This window comes from Abyssicoccus albus (assembly GCF_003815035.1).
Classification (GTDB): Bacteria; Bacillota; Bacilli; order Staphylococcales; family Abyssicoccaceae; genus Abyssicoccus; species Abyssicoccus albus.
This window is the reverse complement of sequence record NZ_RKRK01000002.1, coordinates 683432-702468: the sequence shown is the minus strand read 5'-3', so window position 1 is coordinate 702468 and position 19037 is coordinate 683432. Positions and strand designations below refer to the sequence as shown.

The following is a 19037-nucleotide window of genomic DNA, read 5'->3' as shown; positions in this document are numbered from 1 at the left end:
ATGAAACTGAAGCAATTAATTATTATATCTATGATGGGAGCAATTTCATTTGTTCTCATGTTTTTAAGTTTTCCATTACCATTTTTACCACCTTTTTTACGTATAGATATCAGTGATCTACCAGCATTAGTCATCACACTTTTATTTGGTCCTTTGGCTGGTATCACAGTAGAGTTACTAAAAGGTGTATTATATTTTATTTTTGCATCAACGGCTGAACCAATTGGACCATTAGCTAATTTTTTGGCAAGTGTAATATTTTTATATACTTTATTTATTTTATATAAAAAAATGAATAAGTCATTCTTTATATCAGGAATTATAGCAACACTAATGTTAACGATTACAATGACGTTATTAAATTATTTTGTACTACTGCCTATGTATGGAATGATTATGAATTTAGATGATATTGTAAGTAATATTAAAACGATCGTTACGGCTGGAATTATTCCATTTAACATGATTAAAGGGTTAATGTTAACCATATTATTATATATCTTGAATATAAAGTTAATTCCTATGTTACGTGACAGATTTCTGTGAATTGTATGTATAGAATTGAATTTAAATGAGATATGTATATTTTATAAAATGATAAATAATATAGTTAAAAGACAATATATAATAACGAATTGTAAACTAAAGAAGAGCAATGTACATTTATATACATTGCTCTTTTACATAATACTCAAGTGTGTGATGATACATAATATTTAAATATAAAAAAATGAAAAACAATCGTTAAATTGTACTGTTATTATATACAATTATATTAACTATAATGCAACAATCTATTAATCATTACTATTCAAATTTTAAAGCATCACCATCAAAAGGTTCTTCTTCAACTTTGATGGAATCCGTTGGACATCCCTCAAATGCATCTTCCATATCTTCATGTAATTCTTCCGGAACAGCCATAGTTCCTTGGTTATCATCAAGAATAACGAAAGCAATTCCATCATCATCATAGTCGTATATATCTGGAGCTGCAGCACCACAAGCGCCACAAGCAATACATGTATCCATGTCAACGATTGTATATTTTTTTGTCATGATTTTGGACCTCCCTATGCACAATTTGTATACAACGAAACTAGTATAACATAACTAGTTATTTGTTTATAATATATAGAAATCGTCATATAAAGTAAATACAACTTTTTTCGTATATTGTCTATATTTTCTTTAAAAAAAGTTAAATGTGTAATGAATAAATCGTTAATTTATAGTTGAATTATAATGGTATTGATTCAAATTAAGTTTTAAATAAATACGCATTTATTATTGCAACTTTAGTGAGTTGAAAGATAGATTTTAGTTCGTATTTGTAATATAATATAGATTGAATATTAATTGAAAAATTATATATTCTATTTGTAAATTTATATATATTATACATTTATTTGACGAACTATTAATGAATTTGAATTAAATGTTATATTAATTGATTTAATTGAATTAAAATTAATTCATTTTACAAATTTATATTACATATTGTCTTATTATATTATAAATACTAAAGTTGGAGTGATTACATTGACTAAAGATAATTATCAAAATGAATTCGAACAAAGTAAAAAGCAAGTCACAGATGATGAATTACCTAGCTACTTAAAACGTAGACGACAAAATAATGAAGCTGCAAATCAAACGAAACAATCTAATCACACTAATGTTGATAAAGAAAATACGAATACAACGAATGCATCAAGAAGGTCTGATAAATACAAAACAAGCACTTCTGAGCAAACAAATAAACCGTTAAACAAAAAATTAAATGAAGAAAAAAATACACAATCTCCTCGAAATAAAGCTGTAAATCAAAATGAGTCACACAACCCTAATCATAATTCAGAAAATGTGGACTTAAAGAGAAGTAAACAAAATAATTCAGAAACTAAACATAATGAAAATAAATCTGGAAACAAAAATGAATCTATTCACAAGAAAGCGGCAACAGGTGCTACGGCTGGCGTTGTTGGTAGTTCAGCAGTTAACAACGATGCTAAAGCAGAGAGTAATATAAATGCTTCTAAAAAATCTAATGAAACGGCTAAATCAGGTGATTCAAATCAATCTAATCGAAATACTCGTGATAAAGATGTAAATAGGGATCAAAAAGCTAAAGATAAGAAAAATAATACAAAGAGTTCAGGCAGTAAATCGAAACAGTCTAATACTGGTAAACGGGTCGGACAAGCAGCTGGAGCTGCGACAGTTGGTTCAGCTGTTGGAGCAACTGCTTCTCAAAAGAAAGCAAATGCTAACAGTAACCAAAACACACATAAAATAGATACTAATGATGGTGATCATGGCGGTCCAGGAAGTAATCGAAAATCACTATTACCTTATATTATTGGTATTGCTTTATTGTTGCCAATATTATTAATTGGTTTATTATTCTTAATGAACAATATAGAAAACAATAATGGAAATAATGATGTAGCAGTGACACAAGATGAATCAACTGAGGAATCATCTACGTCACTCAGTGATAATGAAGAACGAAAAGAAAAGAAATTACATTCAACTGAGGAACCTCCAACTGAAGAAAAAACTGAAGATTCAACAGAAGAATCAATAGAAGAGTCAACAGAAGAATCAATAGAAGAGTCAACAGAAGAATCAAATGAAACGTCAGTTCATGATCAAAACGAAGTAGCAAATAATAGTTCTAATGAAATAAATAATGAAGTATTAACAGAAGAAGCTATCGCAAGTTCAAGTAATAACTCTGCAGATGAAAGTACATCTGACAGAAATGTTCAAACAAATGAAGCTAACCAACAAACAACAAATGAAACGACAACTGAACAATCAAATAATACTTCAGATAATCAATCGACAACTGAACAATCAAATAATACTTCAGATAATCAATCGACAAATACTAATACTAGAGATAGAGATACATCTACAGCTACAAATGAAATAAATAATGAGCCAACGTCAGAACGAACTACTGAACAAAGAACAAATGAAACAAACAACCAAAATAATTCAGCGGGTGCAACAACCCATACGATTGGTGCTAATGAGAATTTGTATCGTATTGCAATAAGATACTATGGTTCAGGTACTCCAGAAAATGTTAATAAAATTAAAGCTGCAAATGGCATTAATGATATTACGAATTTAAAAGTTGGTCAGCAAATTAAAATTCCAAAATAATACTAAAAACTAAAGCCAGACATTTGTCTGGCTTCATCTTTTTAATACTAAGATTTATTTATTAATATTAATATGAAATAGTAATGGAGGATCATTAATAATGAATATGAATTATGATGTCTTAATTATTGGTGCTGGACCTTGTGGATTAAGTACTGCAATTGAATGTCAAAATAAAGGTTTAAGTTATATTGTAATTGAAAAAGGTAATGTTGTTGAAGCAATATATCATTATCCTACGCACCAAACATTTTTCTCATCTGCAGATAAATTAGGAATTGGTAATATTCCCTTCATCGTTGAAGAACATAAACCAAAAAGAAATCAAGCGTTAGTATATTATAGACAAGTTGTTAAAGAGTATAACTTGAATATTAAACCATATACTGAAGTGACAACTATTAATAAATTAAATAATGACTTAAAGCATGAGCAATATTATTTTGAAATTAAAACTAAATCGATGGAAAATAAGGATACAGAAATGACATTTACAGCTTCTAAGGTGGTTGTCGCTACTGGTTATTATTTGCATCATAATGAACTGGATGTACCAGGTAGCCAATTGCAAAAAGTTAAACATTATTTTAAAGAAGCGCACCCTTACTTTAATAGAGATGTTCTTGTCATTGGTGGTAAAAACTCATCTGTTGATGCAGCGATTGAACTTGAGAAGGCGGGTGCAAATGTAACTGTTGTATATCGTGGAAGTGACTATTCTAAAAGTATTAAGCCTTGGGTTTTACCTGGATTTGAGTCACTTGTAAGAAATAATAAAGTTAAAATGTATTTCAATACTGAAGTCCTTGGAATTTTAAAAGATAAGGTCGTATTAAATCAAAATGGACTCAATATAGAAGTACCAAACGATACTGTTTTCGCAATGATAGGTTACCATCCGAATTATAAGTTGATCACAGATGTTGGTGTTGAGATTAAATCCGACGGTAAATTCAAACAGCCAATATTTGATGAAAATACAATGGAGACAAATGTAAAAGGGCTATATTTAGCTGGTGTCATTGCAGCGGGAGATGATGCAAATAAAATCTTCATTGAAAACGGAAAGTTCCATGGTGGTCTAATTGCGGATGATATTGTTAAACATATATCTCATGTTAATGATGTGGATGATGAAAATCAATTTGATAACGAATAATATACTTGAATTTAATAAAAAAGCAAGATGCAATGAAATAATTTGCATCTTGTTTTTTTAAGAACTAAAATAAAATGCCATATCTTCGTGGTTAACCTCATTTTCAAGTAATAAACCTAATAAAATTCTAGACTTTACCGCATTGATATTATAGCTAAAGATAACATCGTATTTGATTAAATCATGACCGCCACCCTCGTAGTTGTAATATCCACCAACTATACCATTGATGCATCGACTTAATAAAACTACGGGGATATTTTGTTTTTTGAGCTCATACAAACCATTTAATGTATTAGGGGGTAAATTTCCTTGGCCTAATGCTTCAATGACAACACCGTCATAATTCGAATGAGCAATATATGTGAGAAGTTCTGAATCCATACCAACATATGCTTTTAATAAAGCGATGTTAGAATGAATTGATTTCTTAACATGGTGATGTGTATTAATAGATGGTTCATGGAAATATACAATCTTATCTTTAGTAATAATTGCAACAGGTCCATGATTTGGACTTTGAAATGTATTTGTATTTGTTGTATGTGACTTGGTCACATATTTAGCATCATGAACTTCATCATTAAATACAATATATACACCTTTATTTAAAGGGTTAGTATCACTAACCACTCTTATCGCAGATAAGAAGTTATACAGACCATCGGAACCAATTTCATTTGATGATCTCATCGCACCTGTAATCGCAACAGGTTTATCATGTGGTAATGTTTCAAGTAAGTAGTAGGCAGTTTCTTCTAATGTATCTGTCCCATGAGTAATGACAAAGCCGTCGTATTGATCATAATTTGAAAATACCGTATCCATAATTAAATGCATGTCGTTAAAATTAATATGAGGACTTGGTTTATTTAATAATTCTATATTGGTTAAATTGACACTTTGTTGTTCAATTTGTGCTAATGGATTTGATGCTTGCGTTGAAACTAACCCAAGTTCATTTTCTTGCATTGAAATCGTACCACCTGTATGTATTGCAAGAATATTAGGCTGTCGTGTATTAGTCAATTACATTCTCTCCTATCATTATCTAAGTATTATGTAATCTATTATTATGCAATCTATTATTAAGTTTTTCAAAAAATAAACATATTTTTATGGTATTAATACAACTATATTAATACTATAAATATGTTAAACTAACTATGATTATTATAACAAAGATTAAGGGTGATTAAATATGAATATTGCTATTGATGGTCCTGCAGCAGCGGGGAAAAGTACTATCGCAAAAAGGTTAGCTGAAATTTTAGAATTTAGATACATAGACACTGGCGCAATGTATAGAGCCGTAACATTGTATGCTTTAAATAATGGATTTATAAAATCAAGTGATTCAATTATTCAATCATTGGATCAAATACATATATCTTTAACAAAAGAACAGCCACAGCGAGTTTTGTTGAATGAGGTTGATGTAACAGATGAGATTAGAAGTCAACAAGTAACGGACAATGTAAGTTATGTTGCTAGTATTAAACAAGTTCGTAGATTTTTAGTCGAACAACAACAGCAATTTATAAAAAATGGTGAGGTCATTATGGATGGACGTGATATAGGTACAACAGTCATCCCGAATGCCGACGTAAAGTTTTATATGATTGCTCACCCTAGAACTAGAGCGCTTAGACGATTTGAAGAGAATAAATTAAGAGGTATTCATCAAGATATTAATTTACTTGAACAAGAAATTATAGACAGAGACCAAAAAGATATATCAAGAAAAGAATCTCCTTTACAGAAAGCAAATGATGCAATTGAGATTGACACTTCAAATATGACGATTGATGAAGTCGTTGAACAAATGTTGAATATTATACAGAAATTTAAAACGAGTCAATAGTTATACATTGAACTAAATGTTAATCACTATAGGAGGTTATATTACATGTTATATAAAATAGCGAAATATTTATTGATTTTAATTTTATTCCCTATTTTCAAAGTTAAAGTGATAGGGAAAAATAGAGTTCCCCGAAGTGGAGGCATTGTCATTTGCTCAAACCATGCAAGTGCACTTGATCCCCCCCTCTTAGGTATATGTGTTCCTAGAGATGTTTCTTTTATGGCTAAAAAGGAATTATTTACTCATTGGCTTCTTGGCCCATTAATTAGTAGATTAAATGCATTTCCAATTGATAGAGGAAAAGGGGATCGTAACACTATACGACAAATCAGTTCGGTTTTAGAAGAGGGTAATGCATTGGGGATTTTTCCTGAAGGACAACGTTCAAAAGATGGTCGAATACAAAAGGGACAAAATGGTGCAGCATTTGCTGCCTTAAGAAGTGGTGCGGTTATTGTGCCAGCGTGCATTAAAGGCTCGTATAAACCATTTACACGTCATAAAGTAGTATTTGGAGCTCCGATTAGCACTGTTCGGCTTAAAGACGAGGGAATTAAAACGAAAGAACTTACTGAATTGATTATGAGTGAAATTAAGAAATTACATGCAGATACAACAATTTAAACAGCTATGACATATAATTGTTAAAAATTATAGTGATTATTTGAAATATTTCAGTGTATTTAATATAATAGTAATTGTAAATAAGAGGAGGACGCTAACTATGACTGAAGAATTAAACAATCAAACAGAAGAGTTAAACGAGAAAGACCTAGTTGAGAACGTTGAACCAACTGAATCAGAGGAAGTAACTGAAACAGTTGAGCAATCAACTGACGAAAAATCTACTGAAGAAACAAATAGTGATGAAGTAGAACAGATGACAGAAGATATGATAGATGAAGTTAAAGTAGGAGACCGTGTTAAAGGTTCTGTAGTAAAAATTGAAGAGAAAGCAGTAATCGTTCATATTGAAGGTGGCAAATTCGATGGCATTATTCCAATTAGCCAACTATCTGGATTAAGAATTGAAAATGCTGAAGAAGTTGTTGCTGTTGGAGATGAAATTGAAGCTTTCGTTACTAAAGTTGAAAATGATGAAGAAGATGGAAAATATATTTTATCTAAACGTAAAGTTGATGAATTATCTTCTTTTGAAGATCTTCAAAAGAAAAAAGATAACGATGAAATCATTACAGCTGAAGTGAAAGAAGTTGTAAAAGGTGGATTAGTCGTTGATGTTGGATTACGCGGATTTATTCCAGCAAGTTTAATATCAAATGAATATGTTGAAGATTTCTCAGACTTCGAAGGTCAAACAATTGAAATGAAAGTTGAAGAATTAGATGCTGAGCAAAATCGCGTAATTTTATCTCGTAAAGCAATTATGGAATCTAAGGCGCTTGAAGAGAAACAAGCTGTATTAGATAAATTAGAAGAAGGTCAAGTTGTAACGGGTACAATTGCACGCTTAACAAACTTCGGAGCATTTATTGATTTAGGTGGCGTTGATGGACTAGTTCACGTATCTCAAATCGCACATCACCATGTTGAAAAGCCTGAAGATGAATTAACAATTGGTAATGAAGTAGATGTTAAAATCATTAGTGTTGATAAAGATGCTGAGAGAATTTCACTATCAATTAAAGATGCATTACCTGGACCGTTTGAAACAATTGAAGAGAACTTTTCAATTGGAGATGCTGTTAAAGGTGAAGTGAAAAGACTTGCACCATTTGGTGCGTTTGTTGAGATTGGACCTGGCTTACAAGGTTTAGTTCATATTTCTCAGATTAGCCATGACCACATAGGTACGCCTGAAGAAGTATTAGAACCAGGTCAAGAAGTTCAAGTTAAAATTTTGGATATTGATAAAGAAGCTGAAAGAATTTCATTATCTATCAAAGCTTTACAAGAACAAACTGGATCTACAAATGACTACGACAAATCTTATATAAAACAAAATAATTATAGTCAACAAGATGTTGATCAAGATGCACCAACATTAGGTGATATGTTTGGTGATAAATTAAAAGGTTTTAAAGCAGATCAATAAATTTATATTACGATCATTAAATAAAGCTAGAGATTACTTATATCTCTAGCTTTATTTATTTTAAAAATAAGATTATGGTATAATATAATATGCATTTAATATAATAAATATAATATATTTCAATAGAAATGAGTGATCACATGAAGCCTACAGTTGCAATTGTTGGTAAAGCGAATGTCGGTAAGTCAACAATTTTTAATAGAGTTGTTGGAGAACGATTATCAATCGTAGAAGATACACCAGGTGTTACAAGAGATAGAATATATGCTGAAGGTGAATGGTTAACAAATGAGTTTAACATTATTGATACCGGTGGTATTGAGTTAAACAATGAGGATTTTCAACAAGAAATTAAAATACAGGCGGAAATAGCAATTGAAGAAGCAGATGTTATCATATTTATAGTGGATGGTAAATTGAGTATAACAGCTGAAGATGAACATGTAGCGTCAATGCTTCAACGGAGTGGAAAACCTGTTGTACTCGCTGTAAATAAAATCGATAATCCAGAAATGAGATCAAATATTTATGAATATTATAATTTAGGTCTCGGTGACCCTTATCCAATCAGTGGCGCCCATGGATTAGGATTAGGCGATTTATTAGATAAAGTTGTATCGCATTTTAAAGATATTCCAATTGTTGAATACGATCAAGACACAATTAAGTTTTGTTTTATCGGTAGACCAAATGTAGGTAAAAGTAGTTTAATTAATGCGATTGTTGGTGAGGAAAGAGTTATCGTCTCGAATATCGCAGGCACAACGAGAGATGCGATAGATACTGAATATGAATATGAAGGGCAAAAATTCGTGATGATTGACACTGCAGGCATGAGAAAACGTGGTAAAATATACGAAAATATTGAGAAATATTCAGTCCTTCGTGCTCAAAAAGCAATAGAACGTAGTGACGTTGCCATTATTGTCATTGACGGTGACCAAGGCATTATTGAACAAGATAAAAAGGTTGCAGGCTACGCACATGAACAAGGTCGAGGTGTTGTCATTGTCGTCAATAAATGGGATGCTGTAGATAAAGATACACATACAATGAAAAAATTCGAAGATAAAATTCGTAACGAATTTCAGTTTTTAGATTATGCTCAGATTGTTTTTGTATCAGCTTTAAAAAAACAAAGATTAAAATTCTTGTTCCCTGAAATCATTGCTTCATATGAGAATCAACAAAGAAGAATACAGTCAAGCACATTAAACGAAGTTGTAGCTGATGCTGTCGCAATGAATCCAACACCAACTGATAAAGGTAGACGATTGAATATTTTTTATGCCACACAAGTTGCAATTAAACCACCAACTTTTGTGCTCTTCGTAAATGATGTTGAATTATTACACTTCTCATATAAAAGATATATTGAAAATCAATTACGCAAAGCATTTGACTATACTGGAACGCCAATTCATATTATTGCGCGAAAAAGAAATTAGGTGAAATGATGAATATTTCAATTATAGGTTCGGGAAGTTTTGGAACTGCATTGTCAATCGTCTTAAACGACAATGGCCATGATGTATTAATTTACGGTCGTAATGAAAGTGTTATTCATGAAATCAATACTACCCATACGAATGAACATTATTTAAAGTCTATCACGCTAAATTCAAATATTAAAGCAACGACTGACCTTGACAAGGCGTTGAATAATAGCGAAATACTACTACTTAGCGTACCATCTAAGGCTTTAAGATCTGTCTGTGAATTAATTGATCAATTCGCAACAAAAAATAATAAACAGTTTAAAATTATTCATGTCATTAAAGGTATTGAAAAGGAAACATTGATGACAATGAGTAAAGTGATTCAAGATACAATGCAACATCAAAATATTCAAGGGATTACGGTCCTAAGTGGACCTTCTCACGCTGAAGAAGTTGCATTAAGAAAACCGACGACAGTTACAGTCGCAAGCAAAAATAAAGATGAAGCTGAATTTTTCCAAGATCTATTTATCAACCAAAATTTTAGAGTTTATACAAATGACGATGTGATTGGCGTTGAGCTTGGAGGATCATTAAAAAATATTATTGCACTTGCTGCTGGTATTTTAGACGGCTATGATATGGGAGATAATGCAAAAGCCGCACTCATTACACGCGGATTAGCTGAAATATCAAGGCTTGGTAAATCGCTAGGTGCAAATCCATTAACATTTCTAGGGCTGAGTGGTGTCGGTGATTTAATCGTCACTTGTACATCAACTCATTCAAGAAATTGGCGTTTTGGTTATGGATTATCTAAAGGTAAAACTAAAGATGAAGTTTTAGGTGAACTAGGTATGGCAGTAGAAGGTTTGAACACAATTGAAGCAGCATATAAATTGAGCCAAACACACCAAATTGATATGCCAATTACATCTACTCTTTATAAATTTATCTTTGAACAATTAGATAAAGAAACATGCTTTGATTTATTAATGAATAGAAAACGAACAACTGAAGAATAGAATATTGTAAGCGTTGCTTAAAGTGAGGGATTAAATGTTTAATATATCTAGAATGGATTTGATGTGGGTATCTTTTTATTCGATTGGTCTTATGATTTTGTCAGTATTTTTGATATTATTAGCAAGACATAAAATAAACAATAAACCAATTCGAATGATTGTTAGTTTTATAGCATACGTATGTTTAATTCTTGCATTTTTATTGATGCTGCCTGTACTTGGAGGCTCTAACCATGGCTAAAAAGACTTTATTATCAATAATATTCTTAATAGTGATTTCGCAATATGGATGTATGTATCCACAAAGTGAAAAAATGAAAAATGCTCCACCTCATGAAGATCAAATTAAAACAGTGCAACAGGGCATCGATCAATATCAAAAGGATCAAGGTGGAATGTTACCAATTCACGAACGAGATAATGATACGCAAGACTATTTACAACACCCGATTGATTTTAATAAGATGCTGCCTAAATATTTAAATGAAATTCCACAAAACAGCTATGAAAAGGGTGGCTACTATCAATATATTATTATGGACGTTGATGAAGATCCAACGGTCTATGTTGCAGACTTAAGAATTAGTGAAGTATTAAAAGATTTGCGTATTAAGTTGACAGCAAGTGATCAGCCACTTTCTTTAGGAAAAAAAGTAGGAGCCAATTTATATGAAATTGATTATGAAGCATATGGAATAGATGAACCACCGATGGTTGATAGTCCATATTCGGATGAAAAATTACCAGTTTATATGAATGGTGGTAATGAATTTATCGTAGACTATCGAATTGATTTAAATAAAATGTTTACCCCTGATGAATTGAAACAATATAAAGGTGAGAAAATAAATCACTTATTATACAAAGAACTTCCCATTTTACCAATTCATTCGCCAGATTATACTGTCGATAAAACTGGAGAAATAGTGCTTAAAACATCATTAAACAGTAAAAAGTAGTTAATTTTTGATTATTTAGCTTTAAAAATGTATAAATCGTTGCAACCATTGATATGCTTGTGATAAAGTCAATTTATAGTGATAATTTAATTATCATTACATACAATTTCAGGAGGTGACTTTATAATGAACAAAACTGAATTAATCAGCGCTGTTGCTGAAAAAACAGAATTATCTAAAAAAGATGCAGGTGTTGCAGTTGATGCAGTATTTGAATCTATTCAAGATTCATTATCAAAAGGTGAGAAAGTTTCACTAATCGGTTTCGGTAACTTTGAAGTACGTGAGCGTGCTGCCCGTAAAGGACGTAACCCACAAACTGGTAAAGAAATCGAAATTGCTGCAAGCAAAGTACCAGCATTTAAAGCAGGTAAAGCTCTTAAAGAAGCAGTAAAATAATAGTATAAGAAAACCTATCCTAATGGATAGGTTTTCTTTATTTTATTTACAATATATATATCCTAGTGTAATCTAAAATAGAGAGAATATAAGGTAGGAATGATTATGATTACATATAAGGATAAGATGATTAATAACGATCATTTACATAAAAAGGATATCGCTGAAATCATTGAACGCTATCAATATAGTACTTTAAAAAAAGCTAATGATTTTAATGATGTTTCAATTTTTGATGTTATTGAAACATCTCAAGATAGTGAAGATCATATTATGGCAGTGTTATATATAGATTTTGCCATGAAGATTATGGATCATATTGAACAGCATTCAGTGAAAGAAAAAGCATATTTTATTTTAATTGCAGATTTATTTAATGCGCTTTATTATAAACATATTTCTAAAGTAAATAATGCACAACTATTTAATATACTAAATGATAAAATAATGGATTATAATCAGCATTTATACCATTTCAGATCATCTAATAATGATGATGAGAAACTTTATCAATATATAAAATACAATAAATTGCGAATGCAGTTTATAGATACACTGTCCATAGATCAAGAAATATTCAATCGATATTTATCAGAGTCATATAAAAATTAAGTGGTGATAAAATGAAAACAGATAAAGAAAAATACGTTCATAAAGTCTTTGAAAACATTTCTAATGAATATGATGAGTTAAACGATATTATAAGTTTCAAACAACATAAAGTTTGGAGAAAAGATGCCAATCAAAAGTTGAATGTACAATCTAATGAAAGAGTATTAGACGTTTGTTGTGGTACTGGAGATTGGACTATTCAACATGCATTGAAACTTACTGATGGTTTTGTAACTGGTCTTGATTTTAGTCGAAATATGCTTAATATCGGTAAAGATAAAATATCAAAACACAATGTTGAAAATATTGAATTTATCGAAGGTAATGCTATGGAACTTCCATTTGAGAATAATACATTTGATGTTGTTTCGATAGGTTTTGGATTGCGTAATGTCCCAGATTATGAGAAAGCATTACAAGAAATTTATAGAGTGTTAAAACCTGGTGGCAGATTAGCATGTCTTGAGACGAGTCAACCAACTAAACCTATTATAAAAGAAGGATTTCAAGTTTATTTCAAATATATAATGCCAGTTTTTGGTAAATTATTTGCTAAAAAGCAAGAAGAGTATAATTGGCTTCAAAAATCCACATTCGGCTTTTTATCTCCGAAAGAACTTGCCAAATTATTTGCTCAAGTTGGATTTGATCATATAGAGTATAAGACATATTCGTTTGGAGCGAGTGCGCTCCATTATGGTGTTAAACAAAAATAGTAATAATCAATTGATGTAAAGGGTGATTATAATGAAACGATACAATATACAATCATTAGTTAAAGATGTAGAGAAAAATTTACAAGCTACATTAACGTTTGATCACCCAATCAGTAATGAATCGTTATATTTGTTAAATAGCGGTGGAAAGAGAATTAGGCCATTATTTACAATACTTGCTGGCATATATAATGTTCACAATGAAGAAGATAAAGCTCAACTGATTCAAGTTGCAACGATTTTAGAAGTGATACATATGGCGAGCTTAGTTCATGATGATATTATTGATTTAAGTGTTGTAAGAAGAGGAAATCCTACGGTTAACGCTCGTATTGGAGATCAAAGAGCGATACATGTCGGGAATGTTCTACTCACTGTTGCACTCCAACTTGCTAATGAAGTTAATCATGACGGTATACATAACGCATTAAGTCAGACGATGATTGAATTGACTGTTGGAGAATTGAACCAAATGAATGAACAATTTGATGTGGATCAGTCTTATACAACTTATCTAAGAAGGATTAAAAGAAAAACGGCTAATTTAATTGCGCTAAGTGCACAAATGGGTGCGATGAGTGTAAACCTAGATCAACACAAAGTTAATCAATATTATCGAATAGGATATTACATTGGAATGAGCTTCCAGATTGTTGATGATTATTTAGATTATATCGCAGATGAAAGTACGTTAGGTAAGCCGAAACTTCAAGACCTTAAAAATGGACATATTACATTGCCTATTTTATATTCAATTAAGAGAGAGCCTGAACTCAAAGAATTGATTATTGATTTTAAACATAATCCATCAGAAGAACAATTGTCTAAAATTATATCTCATATGAATGCTTTAGGTGGAATTGAAAAATCTAGGGAAGTCAGCAAGAAGTATTTGAATAAAGCGAAAATGTTAATCGATGATACTGTTCCTAAAGAGCATGTGAAAACTTGGATGACTATTATTAAGAAAATTGAAAAGCGTATGAACTAATGCTTTGTTTATTGTTTTGGGAAAGTTATTACTGTTCATCAGAAAAAATGAAAAACACTTTGAAAACATGATCAAAGGATATATACAAAATTGTAAAGTACGTTTGAAAACGGTTAATTAATAAGTCTTGAATATATTTTTTTGTATTGATATTATATTTGTGGTATACCAAATTCAAAGGAGAGAATACATATGGAAAAAACATTCGTTATGATTAAGCCAGATGGCGTACAAAGAAGATTAATTGGTGAGATTACAAGCCGTTTTGAGAAAAAAGGTTTAAACATTGTTAAAGCTGAATTGCTTCAAGCAACTGAAGATATAGCTAAAGAACATTATGGAGAACATTCTGATAAACCATTTTTCGGAGAACTTGTTGAATTCATTACCTCAGGTCCAGTATTTGCAATGATTTTATCAGGTGAGAATGCAGTATCTGTAGCACGTACATTAATTGGTGAAACGAATCCTGCATCAAGTCAACCGGGAACGATTCGTGGTGATTATGGTTTAACAGTCGGCAAAAACATTATTCATGGATCTGATGCTGTAGAATCAGCAGAAAGAGAAATTTCAATATGGTTTTAAGATAGTGAAACAGTAGAATATACAGTTGATGACAACAAGTGGGTTTACTAATTTTTTATATTACATTGATAAACTAAACTATGAAAATAGTTTAGTTTATTTTTATTTATAATAAAATTAAATATCAATCATTCAACTCAATTGAATCTGCGTGTTACAATAATAACAACTGAAAAAATAGTAAAAAATGAGGTGTACTCAATGAGGTTTTTGACAGCAGGTGAATCACATGGTCCTAAATTAACAACAATAGTGGATGGTATTCCTTCGAACATGAAAATAAATATCGATCAAATCAATGAAGAATTGACAAGAAGACAAGGTGGTTATGGTCGTGGTCGTAGAATGAAAATTGAAAAAGATAAAGTAAATATTACGGCAGGTGTGAGATTCGGTTTAACATTAGGCTCTCCGATTTGCTTAGAACTTATCAACGATGATCATACACATTGGCTTAAAATAATGAGTCCATATGAAATAGATGATAATGAAGAAGTGAAGCGTCAAATTCATAAACCTCGACCTGGACATGCTGATTTAGTAGGCGGAATGAAATACAATCACCGTGATTTAAGGAATGTATTAGAGCGATCATCTGCTCGTGAAACGGCAGCAAGAGTCGTGGTGGGTGCAATATGTAAACAGTTATTAGCCAAACTTGATATTCATTTATATTCAAGAGTTGTACAAATTGGGAAAATAAAGGATGAAAATAAATATACAGTTGAGGAATATAGAGATAATCAAGATTTAAATGATATACGTTTTCTATCCGATCAATACGTAGAAGAAGTTCATCAACTTATTGATGAAACTAAAAAAAACGGGGATTCACTAGGTGGAATTGTCGAAGTAGTTGTTGATGGATTAATTCCAACGATTGGTAGCTATACTCAATTTGATAAAAAAATGGATGCTCATATTGCTGATAGAATAATGAGTATTAATGCATTTAAAGGTGTAGAGTTTGGTGATGGTTTTGAAATGGCGAATATGTTTGGATCAGAAGTACAAGATCCTATCAACTATAATAAGGAGAATGGTTTTAATCGTGATACTAATCATTTAGGTGGATTAGAAGGTGGAATGACGAATGGAATGCCTTTAGTTATCCGTGCTGTGATGAAGCCTATTCCAACATTGTATAAACCTTTGAATAGTGTTGATATTCATACGAAAGAACCATATAAAGCTCAATTAGAACGTAGTGATAGTTGTGCTGTACCTGCTGCAAGTATTGTTTGTGAACATATGGTGGCGATTGCATTAACAGAAATGATATTAGAAGAATTTCAAAGCAATGAAATTAATCAATTAATAGACAATTATAACCGCTTCAAAGAATGGATTAAAACATACTAAATAGTAATGCTGAAATGGCTTATTCCATCTAAATGTTGTAAATAGGGGTAAATATAATGAAAACAATAGAAACAACATATGATTCAAATAACTACTCAATTATCGTTGGAAACCAAGTACTACAAGAAATCAATAATGTAACTTCAAAACGCAATATATGGTATATCGATCAAAAGGTATATGAATTTCACAATACCTACATCGATCAATTTATAAAATCAAATGATGAATTAATTTTATTAGAAGTGAATGAAGAGTTGAAATCACTAAATCAATATAGCAAGCATATTGAAAGACTTCTAATGCTAGGAATCGACAGAGATACTACGTTAATTGCTGTAGGTGGTGGGGTCGTCAGTGACTTCGTAGGCTTTTTGGCTGGTACAGCTTTAAGAGGTATTCGTTATATTAATGTAGCAACAACTATATTAGCACACGATTCATCTGTTGGAGGTAAAGTTGCGCTTAACTCAATATCAGGCAAAAATCTTATAGGATTGTTTAAAAGGCCGTCGCTAGTAATATTTGATGCATATTTTATACAATCATTAAGTCATGAGGAAAGATTGAATGGATATGCAGAGATTATAAAAATGATGATGTTAACAGGGAGATTTAATGAAGTCATAACTAAGTTAGAAAGATTTAAGTCTAAAAGTCTTGAATCATTAATGGAGGATGTTAACTTCGCGATTCAATTAAAACGTGATATTGTATCAATTGACGAGAAAGAAAATAATTTACGTGCTGTTTTAAACTTAGGTCATACACTCGGTCATGCGATAGAATATCAATATAAAGTAAAGCATGGTTATGGGGTAGCCATTGGTGTTTTATTTGATTTATGGCTATCTGTTAACAACTTAAAAGAGAATTCTTCTAATCGAGTGGCGCAGCAATTAGAAGACATCCTATCACAATTAATGATGATATTTAATAAAGAAGATTATCCGTTGGAAGAGGTCATTCGTTCTATTGAAATGGATAAAGATCATTCGATTCAGTCGATTGTTGAATACATGAAACATGATAAGAAAAATAAAGACAATAAAATAGCTTGTATAACTATTTCTATGGATAAACTCACATCATTACAAAACCATATACTAAATTCACCGATTGAAATACAGCCAACGATTGAAGATATTATTATGGATGTACAAGTGTATACTACAGCTGAAATGAATCAAAATATAAATGAATTTATTCACTATATGAAAGAAGTGTTATTACATGATAAATAGTGGCGTTCAACTTAATAGCCCGTTACAAGGTGAAATTAAAATTCCAGGAGATAAGTCAATCACTCACCGAGCAATTATTTTTAGCGCCTTAGCTAATGGACAAAGTCATATTAGAAATCCTTTATTAAGTGAAGACTGTATGAAAACAATGCAATCATTTGTTGATTTAGGTGTAACTTATCAAATTGATGATGATAACAATTTAGTGATATCTTCACCTGGAATTGATGAATTCAAACATAAAGAAGTTACTATAGATTTAGGGAATTCAGGGACTTCTTTAAGGCTATTGACTGGTTTATTTGCAAGCATTGATGGTTTAGTCGTACATATCACTGGTGATGAATCATTGTCCAAAAGACCGATGAAACGAGTAATCAAGCCACTGAAACTGATGGGTGCGAAGATTGACGCACAATATCATTCCGGCGATGATGAGTACACACTACCAATGACTATATATGGTAAATCACTTCGATCAATAAATTATGAAATTAAAGAAGCGAGTGCACAAGTAAAATCATCTTTAATTTTTGCAGGGTTACTTAATGATCAAGGAGTTACTTTATATCAACAAGCAGCTACAAGGAATCATACAGAAATCATGGTCAATAATTTATATGCTGATCATGTAATAGTTGAAAAAGTAAATGGTCAATTTAAATATACTGTAAAACCAATAAATCGATTTTTGCCTTTAACCTATTCAGTGCCATCCGATGTATCGAGTGCAGCATTTATCATTATACATGCCTTATTAAATAAAGGCTCTAACATTGAATTAAATAGGGTTGGATTAAATCCTACTCGTAATGCAATCATCAATTATATAAATAAAGTAATTGATAACGATGATGTCATATCAATAAAAAATATATCAGTTGAGCACGGTGAAACTATTGGTAATATTATTGTACAATATTCTTCAAATCATCATGGGATTACAATACAGAAAAATGACATACCTAATATTATTGATGAAATACCAATTCTTTCAGTTCTATTAAGTCAATCAAAGGGTGAAAGTAAGATTGAACATGTCAATGAATTAATTGTTAAAGAATCGAACAGACTTGCAAAAACCATTGAATTACTTGAGTACTTGAACACGACATATGATGTGATAAAAAATGGTGATGGTGATATTACATTAATAATTAATCCAGATGTCAATGAATGGTCATCTGATTCAAGTTTAAATGAATATAAGTCCATTAAGCCATCACTCCAACGTTTCATTAAACAAGATAAACAGAACAATGAAGGAATTTATAGATTACAATCTGAACATGATCATAGAATCGCAATGTCTGGATATATTGCATCATCAGTTGTAAATAAGCCAATTCAAGTGATTGGTGATGAATGTATACAAACATCATTTCCTACATTTAAGGAAATATTCGACCTATAACTTAGAAAATATAATTTTAATATAAAGGA

General features: G+C 31.0%; 20 protein-coding genes. 18 read left to right on the top strand and 2 right to left on the bottom strand.

Annotated elements, in window-relative coordinates:
• Positions 1-546 carry an ECF transporter S component gene (locus EDD62_RS03365; protein WP_170152761.1) on the top strand — a complete coding sequence of 182 codons (546 nt, stop codon included), beginning with the start codon at positions 1-3 and terminating at the stop codon, positions 544-546.
• A gap of 261 nt (positions 547-807) precedes the next feature.
• On the opposite strand, the gene EDD62_RS03360 is transcribed toward EDD62_RS03365, so the two are convergent.
• Positions 808-1059 carry a ferredoxin gene (locus EDD62_RS03360; protein ID WP_077140219.1) on the bottom strand — a complete coding sequence of 84 codons (252 nt, stop codon included), beginning with the start codon at positions 1057-1059 and terminating at the stop codon, positions 808-810.
• 483 nt (positions 1060-1542) lie between these two features.
• Between EDD62_RS03360 and EDD62_RS03355 the strand changes: the two genes are divergently transcribed.
• On the top strand, positions 1543-3177 hold the full coding sequence (locus tag EDD62_RS03355; protein WP_123807532.1) for a LysM peptidoglycan-binding domain-containing protein: 1635 nt from the start codon (positions 1543-1545) through the stop codon (positions 3175-3177).
• A 106-nt stretch (positions 3178-3283) separates the two neighbouring features.
• Positions 3284-4336, top strand: coding sequence for a YpdA family putative bacillithiol disulfide reductase (locus tag EDD62_RS03350; protein ID WP_123807786.1), 1053 nt, complete (start codon positions 3284-3286; stop codon positions 4334-4336).
• 57 nt (positions 4337-4393) lie between these two features.
• Here EDD62_RS03350 and EDD62_RS03345 read toward each other — a convergent pair whose 3' ends face one another.
• Positions 4394-5365 (bottom strand): asparaginase, encoded by a 972-nt coding sequence (locus tag EDD62_RS03345; protein WP_249037324.1) that lies wholly within the window; start codon positions 5363-5365, stop codon positions 4394-4396.
• 172 nt (positions 5366-5537) lie between these two features.
• Between EDD62_RS03345 and cmk the strand changes: the two genes are divergently transcribed.
• From cmk to EDD62_RS03270, 15 genes are all read left to right on the top strand, one after another.
• Positions 5538-6200, top strand: coding sequence for a (d)CMP kinase (cmk, locus tag EDD62_RS03340; protein ID WP_123807531.1), 663 nt, complete (start codon positions 5538-5540; stop codon positions 6198-6200).
• Between the two features lie 45 nt (positions 6201-6245).
• Entirely contained in the window at positions 6246-6827 is a 582-nt protein-coding gene (locus EDD62_RS03335) for a lysophospholipid acyltransferase family protein (RefSeq protein WP_123807530.1), read from the top strand.
• A gap of 256 nt (positions 6828-7083) precedes the next feature.
• Entirely contained in the window at positions 7084-8259 is a 1176-nt protein-coding gene (rpsA, locus tag EDD62_RS03330; RefSeq protein WP_077141132.1) for a 30S ribosomal protein S1, read from the top strand.
• A gap of 140 nt (positions 8260-8399) precedes the next feature.
• On the top strand, positions 8400-9707 hold the full coding sequence (gene der / locus EDD62_RS03325) for a ribosome biogenesis GTPase Der (protein ID WP_077140224.1): 1308 nt from the start codon (positions 8400-8402) through the stop codon (positions 9705-9707).
• Positions 9708-9712: 5 nt separating this feature from the next.
• Positions 9713-10723, top strand: coding sequence for an NAD(P)H-dependent glycerol-3-phosphate dehydrogenase (locus EDD62_RS03320; protein ID WP_123807529.1), 1011 nt, complete (start codon positions 9713-9715; stop codon positions 10721-10723).
• Positions 10724-10757: 34 nt separating this feature from the next.
• Entirely contained in the window at positions 10758-10964 is a 207-nt protein-coding gene (locus tag EDD62_RS03315) for a DUF2768 domain-containing protein (protein ID WP_083705843.1), read from the top strand.
• Positions 10957-11682 (top strand): hypothetical protein, encoded by a 726-nt coding sequence (locus EDD62_RS03310; protein ID WP_123807528.1) that lies wholly within the window; start codon positions 10957-10959, stop codon positions 11680-11682. The genes EDD62_RS03315 and EDD62_RS03310 overlap by 8 nt, the downstream gene beginning before the upstream one ends.
• Before the next feature lie 126 nt (positions 11683-11808).
• Positions 11809-12081, top strand: a complete 273-nt coding sequence (locus tag EDD62_RS03305) for an HU family DNA-binding protein (RefSeq protein ID WP_077140227.1) — start codon at positions 11809-11811, stop codon at positions 12079-12081.
• Between the two features lie 105 nt (positions 12082-12186).
• The gene (locus EDD62_RS03300; protein WP_123807527.1) at positions 12187-12693 is read left to right on the top strand and encodes a hypothetical protein; all 507 of its coding nucleotides are present in this window, start codon (positions 12187-12189) and stop codon (positions 12691-12693) included.
• 11 nt (positions 12694-12704) lie between these two features.
• Positions 12705-13409 (top strand): demethylmenaquinone methyltransferase, encoded by a 705-nt coding sequence (locus tag EDD62_RS03295; RefSeq protein WP_123807526.1) that lies wholly within the window; start codon positions 12705-12707, stop codon positions 13407-13409.
• A 31-nt stretch (positions 13410-13440) separates the two neighbouring features.
• Complete coding sequence (locus EDD62_RS03290; protein ID WP_123807525.1) at positions 13441-14400, top strand: polyprenyl synthetase family protein; 960 nt, start codon at positions 13441-13443, stop codon at positions 14398-14400.
• A gap of 192 nt (positions 14401-14592) precedes the next feature.
• Positions 14593-14988, top strand: coding sequence for a nucleoside-diphosphate kinase (ndk, locus tag EDD62_RS03285; RefSeq protein ID WP_123807524.1), 396 nt, complete (start codon positions 14593-14595; stop codon positions 14986-14988).
• Between the two features lie 201 nt (positions 14989-15189).
• Complete coding sequence (aroC, locus tag EDD62_RS03280; protein WP_123807523.1) at positions 15190-16350, top strand: chorismate synthase; 1161 nt, start codon at positions 15190-15192, stop codon at positions 16348-16350.
• 56 nt (positions 16351-16406) lie between these two features.
• Positions 16407-17594 carry a 3-dehydroquinate synthase gene (locus tag EDD62_RS03275; RefSeq protein ID WP_123807522.1) on the top strand — a complete coding sequence of 396 codons (1188 nt, stop codon included), beginning with the start codon at positions 16407-16409 and terminating at the stop codon, positions 17592-17594.
• A complete protein-coding gene (locus tag EDD62_RS03270; RefSeq protein ID WP_123807521.1) occupies positions 17584-19008 on the top strand; it encodes a 3-phosphoshikimate 1-carboxyvinyltransferase in 1425 nt (474 codons plus the stop codon). Before EDD62_RS03275 ends, EDD62_RS03270 begins: the two co-directional genes overlap by 11 nt.
• Positions 19009-19037: the final 29 nt, after the last annotated feature.

Bases quoted from the DNA above. Each gene is read 5' to 3' on its own strand.
- EDD62_RS03365 (WP_170152761.1), top strand. From the start codon at position 1: ATGAAACTGAAGCAATTAATTATTATATCTATGATGGGAGCAATTTCA.
- EDD62_RS03360 (WP_077140219.1), bottom strand. From the start codon at position 1,059: ATGACAAAAAAATATACAATCGTTGACATGGATACATGTATTGCTTGT.
- EDD62_RS03350 (WP_123807786.1), top strand. From the start codon at position 3,284: ATGAATTATGATGTCTTAATTATTGGTGCTGGACCTTGTGGATTAAGT.
- cmk (WP_123807531.1), top strand. From the start codon at position 5,538: ATGAATATTGCTATTGATGGTCCTGCAGCAGCGGGGAAAAGTACTATC.
- EDD62_RS03335 (WP_123807530.1), top strand. From the start codon at position 6,246: ATGTTATATAAAATAGCGAAATATTTATTGATTTTAATTTTATTCCCT.
- rpsA (WP_077141132.1), top strand. From the start codon at position 7,084: ATGACAGAAGATATGATAGATGAAGTTAAAGTAGGAGACCGTGTTAAA.
- der (WP_077140224.1), top strand. From the start codon at position 8,400: ATGAAGCCTACAGTTGCAATTGTTGGTAAAGCGAATGTCGGTAAGTCA.
- EDD62_RS03320 (WP_123807529.1), top strand. From the start codon at position 9,713: ATGATGAATATTTCAATTATAGGTTCGGGAAGTTTTGGAACTGCATTG.
- EDD62_RS03315 (WP_083705843.1), top strand. From the start codon at position 10,758: ATGTTTAATATATCTAGAATGGATTTGATGTGGGTATCTTTTTATTCG.
- EDD62_RS03310 (WP_123807528.1), top strand. From the start codon at position 10,957: ATGGCTAAAAAGACTTTATTATCAATAATATTCTTAATAGTGATTTCG.
- EDD62_RS03305 (WP_077140227.1), top strand. From the start codon at position 11,809: ATGAACAAAACTGAATTAATCAGCGCTGTTGCTGAAAAAACAGAATTA.
- EDD62_RS03300 (WP_123807527.1), top strand. From the start codon at position 12,187: ATGATTACATATAAGGATAAGATGATTAATAACGATCATTTACATAAA.
- EDD62_RS03295 (WP_123807526.1), top strand. From the start codon at position 12,705: ATGAAAACAGATAAAGAAAAATACGTTCATAAAGTCTTTGAAAACATT.
- EDD62_RS03290 (WP_123807525.1), top strand. From the start codon at position 13,441: ATGAAACGATACAATATACAATCATTAGTTAAAGATGTAGAGAAAAAT.
- ndk (WP_123807524.1), top strand. From the start codon at position 14,593: ATGGAAAAAACATTCGTTATGATTAAGCCAGATGGCGTACAAAGAAGA.
- aroC (WP_123807523.1), top strand. From the start codon at position 15,190: ATGAGGTTTTTGACAGCAGGTGAATCACATGGTCCTAAATTAACAACA.
- EDD62_RS03275 (WP_123807522.1), top strand. From the start codon at position 16,407: ATGAAAACAATAGAAACAACATATGATTCAAATAACTACTCAATTATC.
- EDD62_RS03270 (WP_123807521.1), top strand. From the start codon at position 17,584: ATGATAAATAGTGGCGTTCAACTTAATAGCCCGTTACAAGGTGAAATT.